Here is a 14,090-nt window from a genome sequence, read left to right as displayed (position 1 = left end):
AAATCTACATTTTTTCCTCGGCGTTTTCTTGCATTTTATCATTGGCGCTGACACACGGGAGATGTGTGAAAATAGTGCCATAGGTGTTGTTTCCAGGGCAGATATGAACCCCTTTTTTGTCAAACCACATGGCATATTTCATTTTGGCAACCGTCAGGCCCTTGCCTCCGACCCCATATTCCTTCTCCAAATATGCGGCGGCGTCCTCGTTGTTGGGACTTTTCTGGATGAACGCGACAATGCGCTCAATGCTGTGCCTGCCGTTGCCGCCGCTGGTAAGGATGTGGTCCACCACCGCATCAGATACACTGTGTATGGAGGAAGCGTCAATCTCCGGCTGCCGCTTTTCTTCCGCTTGGGCCTCAGCGATGGCCTCCACCTGTTCCTCCACCGTGGGGAACAGGCTGAACCGGGCCAGTCCCGGTGCGGGAGCGTCCTCCGGCTCCGGGGACACAGAAGCGGCGGGCCGTTCGCCCGCCGCTTCCTGCTGCTCCTGATTTACTTGTAGACGATCTCCGCCAGCACCATTTCCTCCGCCTGATGGGTGAAGCTGTTCACCGCCTGCACCCACGCCATCTGATCTCTGGCCTTCAGTTCCTCGTTCACGCCGCAGTTCTTCATCAGGTCCCTCACGATGCTGTCCACCTGCTCCTGTGCCTGCCTGTCGATCTCCCGCAGGTGCGGGGTCAGCCTGCCCGTCAGGAGCATGGAGGTGTACGTCCCGCTGTGATGTTCCTTCAGAAAGTCCTCTCTCAGCATCCCGTACTTGCCCAGCGGCAGTTCCTCCAGTTCGTCCTCCCCGTCCATCATCAGATCGGGCACCAGGTAATCGCCCACCTTCGTGTAAGTCAGCTCCATGATATATGCTCCTTTCTTCACTTTCTCGCTTTACAGTGTTAAATTGTCCTCTGGTTGTAGTATAACCGGTTTGAGGTTCTTTTGCAAGAGGTTTTTCGGAAATTTTTTGATTATTTTTTACCTGCGTCTGGTCGTACTGCCGAATGGCAGTTCCAATCTCCATCAGGGCTTCCATAGAAACCGCACTGGCGGCGCTGCCCAGGTGATGGAGGACGGTGGGGGTGGAAAATTCGGAAATGCCCGCAAAATCCTCATCGTCCAGATAGTCCATGGGGTCCAGGCCGCAGCGGGTCAGGAGGGTGTACTGGACGCTCGCGGTCAAAAGGCGGCGGAAACGCACCTCCAAATTCAAATCGTCCAGTTCCTCCAGAAAACTGTCCTTTGTGTCATAGGCCAGATCACGCAGACGGTCACGATAGACCTCATCCACGGCATGGACGGCCATATCCATAAGCTGGTCGCCAATGTCCCCGCCCGTATCGGGGCCATACCGTTTTCTCAGGGCGGCGAGGACGGCAGGGTGGTGTTCCTTCCGCATCTGCCACAGGTACGGTTCCCGCGCCCCACGCACAGGGCGGGTGTCCCCATAGTCGTAGACATACTCCAGACCAGGCTTACCCCGCCTGTCCTTTCGGATGATTGCGATGCCCTTGGAACGGGGCTTCACCCAGCGCCGCATGGTATTGTTCCACAACTCCATGCTGGCGCAGGCGGTGGCGTCGGGCCGCTGGGCGTAGATCAGGAGCTGTTCGTCAAAGGGATATTTGTAGAGCCGGGAGGCCGTGTCCAGGTACCGCATCCAGCCGTTTGCGTCCTGCGTGACGGCTTGGGCGGTTTGGTTTGCCAGCTCGGATATTTTTTGCAGTTTATACGCCATAGGCTTCCTCCTTTATTCACAAAATAAAATGAGCCGAAGGAAACGGTCATACACCGCTCACTTCGGCTCCTGGAAAACAGTGTTCAGTTGAGATCGTCCGGCTGCTCCCATGGGGAAAGCCCCATTTGCTCCCAGGTCACACCATAGGGCGCACCGCCGGAGGTATAACCGGCGATGAAGAAAAACTCATCATCCGAATTAGGAAAGCGGTCATAAAAGTCTTGCAGTTCCTTTTCCTCTTTCTCCCGGCGCAAATGTTCCTGCCGGATCACTTCGGCCTGCCGCTTTATAGTCAACTGTTCTGGCGTTAATGCTCCAATCTCGTCCAGGTCATTGAGGGCAACTGTAACATCGACTTTGAATTGTTGACGGTAGGCTTGGACGATATGCTTTCCGGTCCCTTTGTAGGTGGAAAGCCATTGCCTTGCCAAACGGATACGCGCATCATGGCGGGCTTTCTTATTTCCCTGCTTTGCCCACTTTGGCGTGTTTGCGTATTTATCCTTCTTTTTCTTCTTCTTTTTTGGACGCTGTTTCGGTGCTGCCGCTGGCGGCATCCCTTCCAGTGTGGTTTCCTTTACTGGCATGGCTTCCTCAAACAACAGCTTCACCCCCCTGACGGGGATATTCTACCACAGCGGGCCAGTATGGGCAAGGGGCGGGAGCGCCGCCTATCTCCCCAGCCGCTTTTGGGTCATCCGGGCCAGCACTTCCAACTGCGCCGGGGTAGGCTTGCGGGGCGGCGATACCTTCAGCCACTTCTTGGGCAGTTCAAAGGTCAGCCCGCCCCAGCCGTTGGCGGCAGTCTGGCACACCTGCTCCGGGTGGGTCTGGCACAGCTCCAGAAGCTGACGTTTCAACGCCTCATTGTGGGTGTAGATACTCGCCGTGCGCTCTGCCTCATTGAAATTGATAATCGTTTCTTTCTCAATGCTGGTTAGTTTCATGGGCGTCACCGTTCCGGGTCCCGGCTGGAACCCGGAGGAACATCCCCGCCCTGAGATTTCCCGGTTTCCTCCTGATACTGCCGCAAAGTTTCCCGCAGGGAGGGCTTGGGGGCCTCGTTGTTGATAACGCCGTCGATCTGATTATAGTTGCCCTCCGCGCCCATTTCTACAGCCGCTAAGTGGTTCGGTTTTGCTTCCTGGGCAGCCTGCACCTTATATTTGGGCTTAAACCGATCCACTTCCCGATAAAGTTCCTGACGGCGTGCGTCATTGATTAGCCCTAACTGCTGTGCCATGTCAAGAGAACCGATATAAGTCCAATACCATGCCAACTGCGCTTCCGGGCGGGCATCCTTCTTTGTGATTTCACGGATGGTTTCCTGTTTCAGCCCCTCAATGACTTTTTCCACATCGCGCATTGCTTCACCCCTCCATTTCGCTGGGCGCGGTCTTTCTCACGGATTCTTCAGCAACTCGCAGGAGATCGTCATACACGCCATTGATGGCGGCAATCACAGCGCAGACGGCATCATCCACCGCCGTCAGCACTTCCTCGCTCTCCGAAGCGGCCAGCTCCAGAAGGGCCTCCACCGTTTCCGGGGACAGCCCCAGCTTTGCCGCCAGCCCCTCGGTGTCGGGGATTCCGTCCCCATCCTCCAGAAACCAGTCATAAGGCATCCCAAAAAAGTGGGCAATCTCCCGGAACTGGTACACGTTAGGGGTGCTGATACCGTTGAGCCAACGGCTCACGGTGGGGACGGACACGCCCAGGTGACGGGCCAGTTCCCCGCGCTCTACGCCGCTGACAGAGAGAAGCTGTTTCAAGCGGCGGTCAAATTTGTCAATGCTTTGATTCATTCTCACGTTCCTTTCCTTGGTTTATTGTTAAATTCCAGCTTGTAGTGGACATATTTTCCGCCATCATCATCCAGTACAATGGTGGCGTCATATAACACGCCCTTCTTTTCGGAGAACAGGCCCGTGACCTTGACGCGCCCATTTTTCAGCAGGGCGGCGGCGATTTTTTGGGTCAGTTCCTTCCGCTTGCCGGTAAAGAAGCGGTCATTCTTCCACATGGCGAAGCCGCAGGAGGGGGTGTCATGGTAGCCCTCACAGAAAAAACTCTTTTTACCCTCCACCACGTTTTTCCCGCAGCGGGGACATACGCCTACACCTGTCCGGCCGGTGCCGGACAGAGCGGCGGAGGCCGCCTGCGTCCCGGCATAGGCTTTTACAAGGCCCGTCAGCATTTCCGCAATCCCGGCCATAAATTCGGAGGGGGCAAGCTGGCCCCGCTCCACCTCGCCCAGCTTTTCCTCCCATTGGGCGGTCAGCTTGGCGGATTTCAGTTGGTCAGGCATGACATGAATCAACTCCATACCCTTTTGTGTAGGGACAAGGCGCTTCTTCTGCCGTTCCGCAAAGCCGGAGCGCACCAGACGCTCAATCATCCCGGCACGGGTGGCGGGAGTACCCAGCCCGACCCGCTCCACATCCTCCAGCTTGGCAAAATCCTCGGCGCTGGCGTGTTCCATAGCCGCAAGCAAAGTGTCCTCGGTGAACCGGGCAGGCGGGGCCGTAGCGCCCTCATGGAGCGCGGCGGCAGCACTGTCAAACCGCTGCCCCTCGGACAGTTCCGGGAGCGGCGGGGCCTGTTCCTCCTGTTTCGGCTTTCGTTTCAGCGTAGTAAGATACGCACTCTCCACCGCTTTCCAGCCCTGCGCCAGTGTTGTCCGGCCCTTGGCAGTAAAGGGAGCGCCGCCGCACTCCAGTACGGCGGCGCTCTCGGTGTAAGTATGGGCCTCGCCCACGGCGCACAGCAGACGGACGGCGATCATTTGAAGAATATTCCGCTCTCCTGTGGGAAGGGTGGCGAGGTCGGCCCGTCCCGCCTCCACCGTGGGCAGAAGGGCATGGTGGTCGCTCACCTTGGCGTCGTTCACCACCTGGGCGGCGTTGGCGGGGTATTCCCCGGAGAGGCCCAGCACCCCCGCCGCCACAGCACACAGATCAGGAACCTTTTCCACCATGTCAGAGGTCAAATAGCGGCTGTCCGTCCGGGGATAGGTCGCCAGCTTTTTCTCATAAAGGAGCTGAACATAGTCGAGGGTCTGCTGGGCGGTATAGTCAAACAGGCGGTTGGCCTCCCGCTGGAGGGTGGTCAGGTCGTAGAGCTTCGGGGGGCGTTCGCTCTTTTCCTTTCGCTCCACAGACCGCACAACGGCGCTCCCGCCGTCACAGGCCATACGCAGCTTATCCGCGTCCGTCTTTTTGGAAAACCGATCACTGACTGCCCGGAAGTCCCCGCAGTCCAGTTCCACCGTGTAGAACTTCGTCCGTTTGAAGCCGGTAATCGCTTCCTCCCGCTCCACCAGAAGTGCCAGCGTGGGGGTCAGCACCCGGCCCACATTCAGCGTCCGGCCCTGATAGAGCGTAGTAAAAAGCCGGGTGGCATTGATGCCCACCAGCCAATCCGCCTGAGAGCGGCACAGCGCCGCCGCATAGAGGTTGTCATAGCTGGCGCTGTCCGCAAGGGTGTCAAAGCCCCTGCGTATCGCGGATTCCTCCATGGAGGAAATCCACAGCCGTTGGACGGGCTTGGTACACCCGGCCCTCTGATAGACCAGCCGGAAGATCAGTTCCCCCTCGCGCCCCGCATCGGTGGCGCACACCAAGGATTCCACATCAGGCCGCTTCATCAGTTCTGCCAGCGTGTCAAACTGCTTTTTTGTGTTCGGCAGTACGCCGTACTGCCACTGGCGGGGGATAATGGGCAAATCCTCATAGGCCCATTTGGAATAGCGGGGGTCATAGGCGTCGGCGTTGGCAAGGTCCACCAGATGCCCCACGCACCAGCTCACCAGCCAGCCGCCGCCCTCGGTATAGCCGTCCCGCCGCGCTCCCGCCCCCAGCACCTTCGCCAGATTCATAGCGACGGAAGGCTTTTCCGCAATCACAAGCCGCATAATGCCTCCTTAATATTCATCCGGTTCTTCCGGCTCATCATCGTAGTAAACCGGATAGTCCGGTTCCTCCGGCTCCTTCGGTTCCTGGCGTGTCCGTGCCTCCGGTTCCTCGTCCTCGTTGACCATCTGCTCATCCCCGCCGCCTGTCAGCTCGTCAAAATCCTCGGCATCGGTCATATCGTGCTTGGGCTTATAGATTTTGAAGTACCAGCCCGCGCCGCCCACGGCCAACATTGCCAGCAGAACGATCACGATTGTCCCGGCGTTACTGCCCTCCTTTGGCTGCTCCGGCTTTTCGGGTTCCGCGGGAGCGGGGGCCGTACCTGCGCAGTTATTCATGGAGAGGATACAGACCGGGCAGGCGGTATTGACGGCCCCCGCCTCGCACTTGTCCTTACAGATACAGACTGGGGCAGGATCAGGGACTGCCGATGTGCCGGAGTTGTCCCCATTCTTCTCCGCCAGCGCCATCAGGTCATTCTCAGTGACGGCGTTCAGAAAATAGACATTCTTACTGTCCCGCTGCCTGTCAATGACCAGATAGAAAGTGTTTTCGCTGGGGGTGGTGAAGGTGAAGAACTCCTTGCCGTCCTCGTCTGTCACATTGTCCATGACCGTTCCCTGACCGTCCGGCGTCAGCGCCGTGGGGTTGCGGGGCGTCGTGTCCGGCTGGCTGTCCGGGTCATTGGACGAGGAAGCGGGCGGAGTTGGAGTAACATCAGCGGCGCCGCTGCCGCCGCCTGTCGTCGTGCCAGCGGGCGTGTTGGAGGGGGCCTGCCCGTTGCAGGGATTGTCCTGCGTTCCGCTGGGCTGGACGATCTGCGTCCCATGCTCAAAGCAGTTGATGTAGCACATCTTCTCATAGACCTTACCATCGTACCCGGTCACTTTCACGGTGACGGCGCAGTTGTCGGTGATCGTGACCCGCCCGGTATAGCGGCTCTCCCACTGTTCCAGAGCATCCGTCACGTCCCGCCATTCGCCGTCCAGCCCCAGCTTGACCTTTGCCGAGGCAAAGCCGCTCCCGGCGGTGTCCGTAATAGTAAACCCCACCTCGGCGCTCTTGGCGGCATAGCCAGTGGGCGGCGCGATCTCCACGGTAACGCCGGAAGTAGAAACTTCACCGGAACCGTCAAAGGCAAAGGCCCTGCCAGACAGCAGCAGGGACAGCCCCAGACACAGGGCTATGCACAGCAGCAGCGGAAGAATGGGCCGTTTGGGTGCTTTTGCTTTCATGTTGAATACCTCCTATCAGATATTGTTGTTATCGGGGCCTGCCTGGGGCGGCTCTTTCGATGCCCGCAGCATATCCAAAAGTCCGCGAAGTTCCTCCGGGGAAGCGGCGATACCGCGGACGGTCTGCAAAATCTCCATGTTCTCACAATCGGTGATCTGCTTCTCAATATCCCGCACCCTGGCCTGCCACTCGCTGGACTTTTTCTTTGCCCGTTCCAACTCGATTTTGAGTTTTTCGATTTTGGTCACGATGATTTCCTCCTTCCGTCAATGTAGTCCTCAAACCGGCTTACCGTGTAAAAAATGCGCTTGTTGTTCACCCACCTCTGGAGTTGAAGCGTGATCTTTGGGGCACTGGGCCGGTTGTAAATCATGACATAGGGCGTATAACCCATAGCCCGCAGGGTTTCCACCCGGTACAAATCCTGCTCATGGGTACTGCCATAGTTGGTCAGCACATAGACTGTGCGCCGCCGCTTATCCCGAATTTTGGTCAGCTCCAGAAAGCGCCGAAAGCAGGGTATTAAATCGTCATTGGGGTCATCCCAGGCAAAGTGAACCGCCTTTGTCTTGACCTGGTTCAAAAGTGCGGCGTTGTCCGGGGTAATCAGGCGCACATCCAAGCCTTGGGTGAAGTCCACCCACGCATGGCTCTCCGCAAGCTGGCGCAGAAGCCGCTCGTGGTCGGGGCAGGCCAGAAGGTTGGCGTCCAGCAGTTTGATTTCCTTCTGCCCGTTCCAGAACTCCGCAAGGTCGGCCACAGCCACAGACCCGCGACCTTCCTTCTTACTCACGATGCAGAAACCACACGCTCTTGGGCATCCCCGGCTCAGAAAGCCGTAGGCGGTGGACTGAAACTCTGGATAGATGCTGTAATCGGGATAGGTGTGTTCCACCACGTCCGGGAGGCGGTTGTCCAGGCCGTAGCCGGTTCCGCCGCAAATCACCTGATCGGCATTGTCCACGATGATGGTGTCCTTGGAGTACAAATCCGTAAAGACCCGGCTTTTGTAAACGAGGTCATAGCGGCCCTCCGGCGTCCACCACTCCACAATATCTCCCCGCGCCTTATGGTAGGCGGAGAGTTTCATCAGGCACAGGTTGGGCCACCGATGGCCGTCCACGTCACAAAGGGCCACTCTCACAGCGCACCGTCCTTTTTCAGCACATCGGTAATGCCCTGCATGATATAGGCAACGCAGGGGACGGCGATGCTGTTGCCGAGCATGGAATACCGTTTACTGTCGCTGATTTCCTTGCCGTCACAGCCGTATGCCGTCCAAAAATCCGGGAACCCCATCAACCTCTCGGCTTCGGTGGGGGTCAGGCGGCGCACATGGCAGCCGATACGGACGGGGTTTTGATAGTTCAGCGAATAGCCGCCCGATTTGCTCTTGGCTTGCAGCGTACCGCTGATCTCAGGGTTTTCCCGGTGGTTGCGGCAGTCAACAGCGGCGACCTCCATAGGCGCCTCGCCGCCGGGAACCTCGACAATGACCGTCCCGCCCTGCTGACAACAGGGGTTGCCCCCGTTCAAATCCAGCGTCCGGGAGGTTTCCGCCTCATAGATGCCGCTGTGCGGATTGTCCGACAGCATCCCCCCGGAATAGTAAGCGCCGATCACATAGGCTTTCAGCACCCCGCTCTCCTGTCCGGCAACCAGCGTTGGGGCGGTTTCCTCCTGGTAGCCGATGCTCCCCGACGCGGCGCTGGCCTTGTGCTTGAAGCCCGCGCTGACGATACAGAAATCCAGTTCGCTCCCCATGCCCGCCGGTCTGGAGAGGCCAGCGCCGGAGGCGCATAGCGTCCCGGCAAGCTGGGGGTGGATCAGAAGGGGCCGCTCATGGGCGGCGGTCAGGGTAGGCGACTGATCGTCCAAAATGGCGGCGTTGGCCTGCCCGGTGGCCATGCACACAGGGCGGATGATTACATGGGGATTGCCCGTGCCGCAGAGGGTGGGCTGGACGGGTTTCAGTGAGGAACGGTTGGTTTTGCTGGTAATCTGCTGGAGGTCAAAGCCAGCCGCCACAATGGGCAGATTGCCGTGGGTCTGGCTGCGGAGGGTGGGGGAAAGCCCCCCGCGCTCCACCGTCATGGAATCGCCGCCCTGATCGTTGAGGATTTCTATGACCGCGCCTGCTGCTCCAGCGCCGCTTTCAGTAAAGGCGGTAATTCCTTGCCGCGGCGTTCCGCCCGCCTCAAAATACCCGCGCAGGCTTTTGGGGACAAAGAGTATTTCTCCGGCGCGTTTTCCTCTAAAATCTGCGACAAGAAACAGGCGGCGCCGCCGCTGGGCAGTCCCAAAGTGCTGGGCATCGTATATGATCCAAGCGAGATCAACGCCTCGCCCTCGCGCCATTCCGGCGTTGGTCCATCGTCCAGATTCAGGCATTGGAACTTTGGCGCCTGTGAACGCCTCAAGCACGGCTTGATAGTCACGCCGTCCATTGGACGACAGAGCGCCGGGGACGTTCTCGAAGATTGCGAATTGTGGGTATTTTCCATGTGTCGCCTCCTGCATTTCACGAATGATTCTGATGGCCTCCGTAAAGAGGCCGCTGCGCTCATCGGCCAGCCCCAAACGGCGGCCAGCCAAACTCAACCCCTGGCAGGGACTTCCAAAGGTGAGAATATCCACAGGCGGGATTTTGCCGCCGTGAAGCCGGGTAATGTCCCCCAGGTGAGCCATGTCCGGGAAGTGCCGCTTGGTAACGGCTGCGCACTCCGGGACGATCTCGCTGGCCCACAGGGGGCGGATTCCATAAAAAGAGGCGGCATAGGGAAAGCCCCCTATGCCGTCAAACAAAGAACCTAATGTAAGCTGTTTTTTCTCAGACAATGTTTATTATCGCCTCCTACATTGTTTTTGCTATTGCGCTGGCATTCTGCCGAAGGAATAAAAGTGCTGTGTCCAGTAGTTCGTATTGATATTTGCGTAAGAAATCGGGTCGCCGCAATGGATCATCTGCCCGTTGCCCACATAGATGCCCACATGGGTCACGCCGTTGGGGTTCGGCGCGTCATAGGTGTGCCAGAAGAACACCAGGTCGCCGGGCCGGACATTTGCCGCAGACACGGGCGTACAAATGTTATAAAGCCCCTGCGCTCCCAGCCGCCCATAGTTCCAGCCGCTGTGATTGACCACCCAGCTTACAAAGCCAGAGCAATCAAAGGAGGTAGAGGGGGAACTGCCGCCCCAAACATAGGGATAACCGAGGTACTTCTGCGCTTCCGTCAACATAGCGGCATAGGTTTCATCCGTTACCGGCTCCCCAGGGTAGGCGGGTATCTCCACGCCGCCCGGTGCGCCGGGGATCGCGCCGCCCGTGCCATCATCGCCGGTGTCCACAAAGTAGTAGGGGTTCAGATACTCGCCGTTCAGCATGGCCTCCAGATGGAGGTGCGGCCCCGTGCTGCTGCCAGTGCTGCCTACGGCGGCGATCACGTCCCCGCGCTTGACCTCCTGCCCAGCAGTCACGGAGAGGCTGGAACAGTGGGCGTATCGGGATTGATACCCATTATCGTCCTCGATCACCACGCACAGGCCGTAGCTGCCAGCGTCCCCGGCAGAAATCACTTTCCCGTCATGGATGGCCTTGATCGGCGTTCCCTGAGCCACAGCAATGTCCACGCCCCGGTGCAGATTTTTCCCGCCGTCAATGGGATGCACCCGGTAGCCGTAGCCGCTGGACACATAGCCCAGCCATGGGAAGTCAAAGGGATTTCCGTATGCCTGCCGGTTGCCGAAGGTCTGCATATACACGCCGTAGCGGTCTGTCTGGCCGCCGGGGGTCAGGTTTGCGGCCACCACTTGGGAGAGCGGGCGCACGGTCAGGGTCGTTTGCAGGACTGTCCACTCATACGGTTCCTCGTTTTCGTCATAGCGGATTTCGGTGATCGGCGTTCTGGTGAGGGTGTACTGCTGTCCAAACAGCCGTTCAATCTCCGGCTTTACCTGTTCAAAGGTAAAGGCGTCATAGGCGGCGGAGAGGTAGCCCATCAGCACATAGGGGTTATGGCTGATCTCCCCGATGTTGTAGCGGTATTCGTCATAGCCGGGATGATTGGTTTCGGTATCGTTAATGTCGATCTGCAAATCCGTTTCCAACTCGGTGTAATAGAGATCAGAGTTGCAAATATCCTGCTCATTCGCCAGATAGGCAGCAGAAATATAGGTGGATTGGAGGCCGGAGAGCATAGCCGTACAAGAGGAAAGGCCCGTGGAAAACAGCATAATAACCAACGCCAGCAGCGCGATAAAAACCAGCGCCGTTCTGTGCGCCGATACCGTCTGCGCCACGGCCCGGACGATCTTACCGGTGGTGGTCAGGACATTTTGCGTCTGCTGGGCGGTCTTTTGGGCCTCCCGCGCCGCCTGTGCGTATTTCCGCTTGATTTTCTGCTTTTGATACCACTTGGACAATGCGTTTTTCCGCTGTAACTCAGGGTGATCCCGAAGGGCAGTCTGCCACGCAAGCCGGGTCTGCTCTGTTTGCAGGCGGCTCTGCGCCTGACGCACAGCCCGGTAGGGCTTGGAGTGCAGACGGTTTTTATTCCAGCGCAGAAAACGGCCCGTGCCGCGCTCCGCCATAAACTCGACCTTGTGCGCCGCCTCCACGCCGGTGTTATCCCGTTCCGCTTCCCGCAGTTTTTGGTGGGCTTTCAGCACCGCCGCCGTCTGCGCCGTCCGTACCACCGCACCGCCAACCTGCTTGGGGAGGGCGGGTTTTGCGTTTTCTGGAACCGGCTCCTTCTCAAACCGTAAGCAGCGGCGTACCTTGCCGCTTGCACTGTCATACTGCTTCTCCAGATGTGCGCGGCGTTTGGCGGGTATTTTCTCTTGGGCCTTTTCCAGCTTCCGGCCCGCCTGTTCAACGCGCCGTTCTGCCTTTTCATACCGTTTCTGCTGGCGGCGAGGCAATTCGCTACCATCTTCCGGCGTGGATGCGTCCTCAAAATGAAGCCGCTCCCGCGGGGGCGGCTCCGCCTTTGTGTCCGGGGGTTTGCTGTGTTCGTCTGAACCGCTGGCATCTTCAGGCCGCGCTTGGCCTGTTTTATCCACCGGGAGCGAAGGACGCCCCTGGCATTTCTCTGGTGTTCCGCCAGTGGGAGCGGGGGCGTCCTCGGCCTCAGAGCGCAACCGTCCCCGCTGCCGTGGTTCCTGACTGTTGGCGGGTCCCGGCGAAAGACCGCCGGTATGCCGCTGACCTTCCCGCCGCCGCTTGGGTATTGGGTGGTCAGAGGCAGGCGGGGCAGGGCCGCTCCGTGTATCCCGGATAACAGGAGTCTCGTTTGATTCCGTGGCGCCTTCCTCCGTATGGGGTCCCAGCGGTTTCTCCAAGCCCTCCGCAGGTTCTACGCCCCCCGCAGGGGGCGCGGTCTGGCCCATATCCGGTTTTAACGTCTGCAATTCAGACCTGACAGAGCGTTTCTTGGACCGTTTGGAAGTCTGCCGTCCCAACTGCTGGTCTGGCTTGCGCTCCGGGCCAAAGGATATATCCGCCGTCCGCTGGCTGACCCGGCGTTCCTCGCCGGTGGCCTTGTTCTGTTCCACCAGCCCATCCCGGCCCAGCTTCTGGACTTTTTTATCCCGCGCCCGAAACTCCCGCCCTCTCATAGAGCGGCCTCCTGTTTCTTCACCTGATCCGGGGCGGGGACGGACTTGGTGGCAATCTCAGCCTGATTTTTCTGGAGCGCCTGACGGATAGAGGGCTTTTTCTCCAGACGCTTACCCGGTTTCTGCGCTGCCCGTTCCGCCTGGGCCTCCCGTGCGGCCTCTGCCGACAGTTCGAGACTTTCCAGACCACCGATAGCGGCGAGGGTGCTATTACGCATATCGCCCAGCACCCTTTGGACGGTACGCATAGGGGCCAAGATAGCCGATTGAAAGCGGCCTTCCTCAATTTTGGGATCGCGGTCTAACTCCTTATTGGCGGCAATGCGGCCCGCATTGGCGATATTCCGAAATCCTTTGCGCAGTTGAGTCCCCATTTCTTCCGCTTTCGCAAGGGTATCCGCCAGACTGACAAGAGAGTTTTTCAGCCCTTCCTCCAGGTGCTCCAGACCCTTTTTGACGCCCATAGCGGCAATGGCTCTATCCAACGCCGACACCCCAGTGTCTTTGAAGCGGTCTACCGCATTTTTCGTACACTCCATGATCCTGTTCTGGAATATTACCAGCCGATCTCGTGCCTGCTCCACTTTTCCCTCCAGCGTCTCCACCATTTTTACAAGGAAAGGCTTGGTGGACTGCTGTTCTGTCACTTGGGCGAGTTCCGACTTTACGCTCTGTAATTCTTCCAGAACGGAGTCAAGCTGATGTTCCATGCCATCCAGATACCATGCTAAAAGGGACAAGCCTCGTGCCTGGTCCTCCCTGCCGTTTTCGTTCAGCAGCTTCAATAACTCTTGAAATGCTGGAACCTTTTCCAAATCCATATCGGGCCTTCACCTCCTGTCAGTCCTGACCCGCCAAATCTTCCAAGCGGGTGGTCATAATGCGGTAGAGTTCGGTGTCCTTGGGAAAGTGGTCCACGAAGGGGATAATCACATTCCCATAAAACAAAAGCCCCTCACCGGCGTTGCTGTTCGTCACATACGAAAGCTGGTGAGGAGAGATATTGAGCTGTTTGGCAAGGATTTGCCTGTCGCCGCCCGCCTGATTGAGCAGGTAGAGGAAATCGCTGTTTTCAAAGATATTTTCGATCTCGCGGGAGGCCAGCAGGTCGTAGGGTAGGGTAAAGGCGCCTTGCCGCCGCTGGCGGCAGGTTTCCTACACCCTCCCTCGGAACCGGACTTACTCCTCTCGAAGTATCCGGCTCCCCATTAGTAATTGACGTATTGATTAGTGTCTGTGTATTCTTTCATGGCACTTGCTGCAAACAACAAGCGTTTTTCTCCGCTTCTTTTTCATCACGGTTTCCCAATCAGAATTACCCAACTCGTTTAAGTTCCGTATAACGTGAACTTCATACAAATCGGCTTCTTTACACCCACATAATTCACAAACTCTGGCATTGAGCCGTTGTCTGATAGTGGTTTTCCAGCTAAATTTCTTTCTCTGATAAATAATGTCACTCGCTTCGCCACGCTTGCAGTCTGCGATTTTAACAGGGCGAACACGTTTAGTCCCTGCTTTAGTTTCATAAGGGACAGACCATGTTTTCCCGTCTTTATACTGGCGAATGATTTTGCGGATACTGGTTT

14 protein-coding genes and 3 pseudogenes are annotated in these 14,090 nt (G+C 57.9%); 1 reads left to right on the top strand and 16 read right to left on the bottom strand.

Features of this window, described 5'->3' with window-relative positions; translation table 11 throughout:
- Positions 1 to 4: 4 nt before the first annotated feature.
- Together Q0063_RS12870 and Q0063_RS12865 are read right to left on the bottom strand one after the other, a co-directional pair.
- A complete protein-coding gene (locus Q0063_RS12870) occupies positions 5 to 454 on the bottom strand; it encodes a hypothetical protein (RefSeq protein WP_297872381.1) in 450 nt (149 codons plus the stop codon).
- Between the two features lie 44 nt (positions 455 to 498).
- Complete coding sequence (locus Q0063_RS12865) at positions 499 to 858, bottom strand: TnpV protein (RefSeq protein ID WP_297872380.1); 360 nt, start codon at positions 856 to 858, stop codon at positions 499 to 501.
- Positions 859 to 964: 106 nt separating this feature from the next.
- Between Q0063_RS12865 and Q0063_RS12860 the strand changes: the two genes are divergently transcribed.
- Complete coding sequence (locus Q0063_RS12860; protein ID WP_297872379.1) at positions 965 to 1,762, top strand: hypothetical protein; 798 nt, start codon at positions 965 to 967, stop codon at positions 1,760 to 1,762.
- Between the two features lie 56 nt (positions 1,763 to 1,818).
- On the opposite strand, the gene Q0063_RS12855 is transcribed toward Q0063_RS12860, so the two are convergent.
- From Q0063_RS12855 to Q0063_RS12790, 14 genes and pseudogenes are all read right to left on the bottom strand, one after another.
- Positions 1,819 to 2,337 carry a hypothetical protein gene (locus Q0063_RS12855; protein ID WP_297872378.1) on the bottom strand — a complete coding sequence of 173 codons (519 nt, stop codon included), beginning with the start codon at positions 2,335 to 2,337 and terminating at the stop codon, positions 1,819 to 1,821.
- Positions 2,338 to 2,406: 69 nt separating this feature from the next.
- On the bottom strand, positions 2,407 to 2,682 hold the full coding sequence (locus tag Q0063_RS12850) for a hypothetical protein (RefSeq protein WP_297872377.1): 276 nt from the start codon (positions 2,680 to 2,682) through the stop codon (positions 2,407 to 2,409).
- A 5-nt stretch (positions 2,683 to 2,687) separates the two neighbouring features.
- Positions 2,688 to 3,101, bottom strand: coding sequence for a DUF4316 domain-containing protein (locus tag Q0063_RS12845; protein WP_297312255.1), 414 nt, complete (start codon positions 3,099 to 3,101; stop codon positions 2,688 to 2,690).
- 4 nt (positions 3,102 to 3,105) lie between these two features.
- Positions 3,106 to 3,540: a helix-turn-helix domain-containing protein gene (locus tag Q0063_RS12840; protein WP_297872376.1), complete on the bottom strand. Its 435-nt coding sequence runs from the start codon at positions 3,538 to 3,540 to the stop codon at positions 3,106 to 3,108.
- A 2-nt stretch (positions 3,541 to 3,542) separates the two neighbouring features.
- Entirely contained in the window at positions 3,543 to 5,648 is a 2,106-nt protein-coding gene (locus Q0063_RS12835) for a type IA DNA topoisomerase (RefSeq protein WP_297872375.1), read from the bottom strand.
- A 9-nt stretch (positions 5,649 to 5,657) separates the two neighbouring features.
- Positions 5,658 to 6,884 (bottom strand): DUF4366 domain-containing protein, encoded by a 1,227-nt coding sequence (locus tag Q0063_RS12830; protein WP_297872374.1) that lies wholly within the window; start codon positions 6,882 to 6,884, stop codon positions 5,658 to 5,660.
- A 15-nt stretch (positions 6,885 to 6,899) separates the two neighbouring features.
- Positions 6,900 to 7,133, bottom strand: coding sequence for a DUF4315 family protein (locus tag Q0063_RS12825; RefSeq protein ID WP_297872373.1), 234 nt, complete (start codon positions 7,131 to 7,133; stop codon positions 6,900 to 6,902).
- A complete protein-coding gene (locus Q0063_RS12820; RefSeq protein ID WP_297872372.1) occupies positions 7,130 to 8,029 on the bottom strand; it encodes a radical SAM protein in 900 nt (299 codons plus the stop codon). Before Q0063_RS12820 ends, Q0063_RS12825 begins: the two co-directional genes overlap by 4 nt.
- On the bottom strand, positions 8,026 to 8,979 hold the full coding sequence (locus Q0063_RS12815) for a DNA cytosine methyltransferase (protein ID WP_297872382.1): 954 nt from the start codon (positions 8,977 to 8,979) through the stop codon (positions 8,026 to 8,028). The genes Q0063_RS12820 and Q0063_RS12815 overlap by 4 nt, the downstream gene beginning before the upstream one ends.
- 228 nt (positions 8,980 to 9,207) lie before the next feature.
- Positions 9,208 to 9,690, bottom strand: a pseudogene (locus Q0063_RS12810) (DNA cytosine methyltransferase); the annotation flags it as partial.
- Positions 9,691 to 9,753: 63 nt separating this feature from the next.
- Positions 9,754 to 11,805 carry a CD1108 family mobile element protein gene (locus tag Q0063_RS12805; protein WP_297872371.1) on the bottom strand — a complete coding sequence of 684 codons (2,052 nt, stop codon included), beginning with the start codon at positions 11,803 to 11,805 and terminating at the stop codon, positions 9,754 to 9,756.
- Between the two features lie 692 nt (positions 11,806 to 12,497).
- Positions 12,498 to 13,322 (bottom strand): DUF6674 family protein, encoded by an 825-nt coding sequence (locus Q0063_RS12800; RefSeq protein WP_297872370.1) that lies wholly within the window; start codon positions 13,320 to 13,322, stop codon positions 12,498 to 12,500.
- Positions 13,323 to 13,341: 19 nt separating this feature from the next.
- Positions 13,342 to 13,611, bottom strand: a pseudogene (locus Q0063_RS12795) (VirB4-like conjugal transfer ATPase); the annotation flags it as partial.
- Positions 13,612 to 13,728: 117 nt separating this feature from the next.
- Positions 13,729 to 14,090 (bottom strand): annotated as a pseudogene (locus tag Q0063_RS12790) (group II intron reverse transcriptase/maturase); the annotation flags it as partial.

Source organism: uncultured Oscillibacter sp. (assembly GCF_947654275.1).
Classification (GTDB): Bacteria; Bacillota; Clostridia; order Oscillospirales; family Oscillospiraceae; genus Oscillibacter.
Note: the sequence above shows the minus strand (reverse complement) of the source record. Positions and strands in the feature narration are given on the sequence as shown.

Bases quoted from the DNA above. Each gene is read 5' to 3' on its own strand.
- Q0063_RS12850 (WP_297872377.1), bottom strand. From the start codon at position 2,682: ATGAAACTAACCAGCATTGAGAAAGAAACGATTATCAATTTCAATGAG.
- Q0063_RS12830 (WP_297872374.1), bottom strand. From the start codon at position 6,884: ATGAAAGCAAAAGCACCCAAACGGCCCATTCTTCCGCTGCTGCTGTGC.
- Q0063_RS12865 (WP_297872380.1), bottom strand. From the start codon at position 858: ATGGAGCTGACTTACACGAAGGTGGGCGATTACCTGGTGCCCGATCTG.
- Q0063_RS12815 (WP_297872382.1), bottom strand. From the start codon at position 8,979: ATGACGGTGGAGCGCGGGGGGCTTTCCCCCACCCTCCGCAGCCAGACC.
- Q0063_RS12835 (WP_297872375.1), bottom strand. From the start codon at position 5,648: ATGCGGCTTGTGATTGCGGAAAAGCCTTCCGTCGCTATGAATCTGGCG.
- Q0063_RS12800 (WP_297872370.1), bottom strand. From the start codon at position 13,322: ATGGATTTGGAAAAGGTTCCAGCATTTCAAGAGTTATTGAAGCTGCTG.
- Q0063_RS12845 (WP_297312255.1), bottom strand. From the start codon at position 3,101: ATGCGCGATGTGGAAAAAGTCATTGAGGGGCTGAAACAGGAAACCATC.
- Q0063_RS12840 (WP_297872376.1), bottom strand. From the start codon at position 3,540: ATGAATCAAAGCATTGACAAATTTGACCGCCGCTTGAAACAGCTTCTC.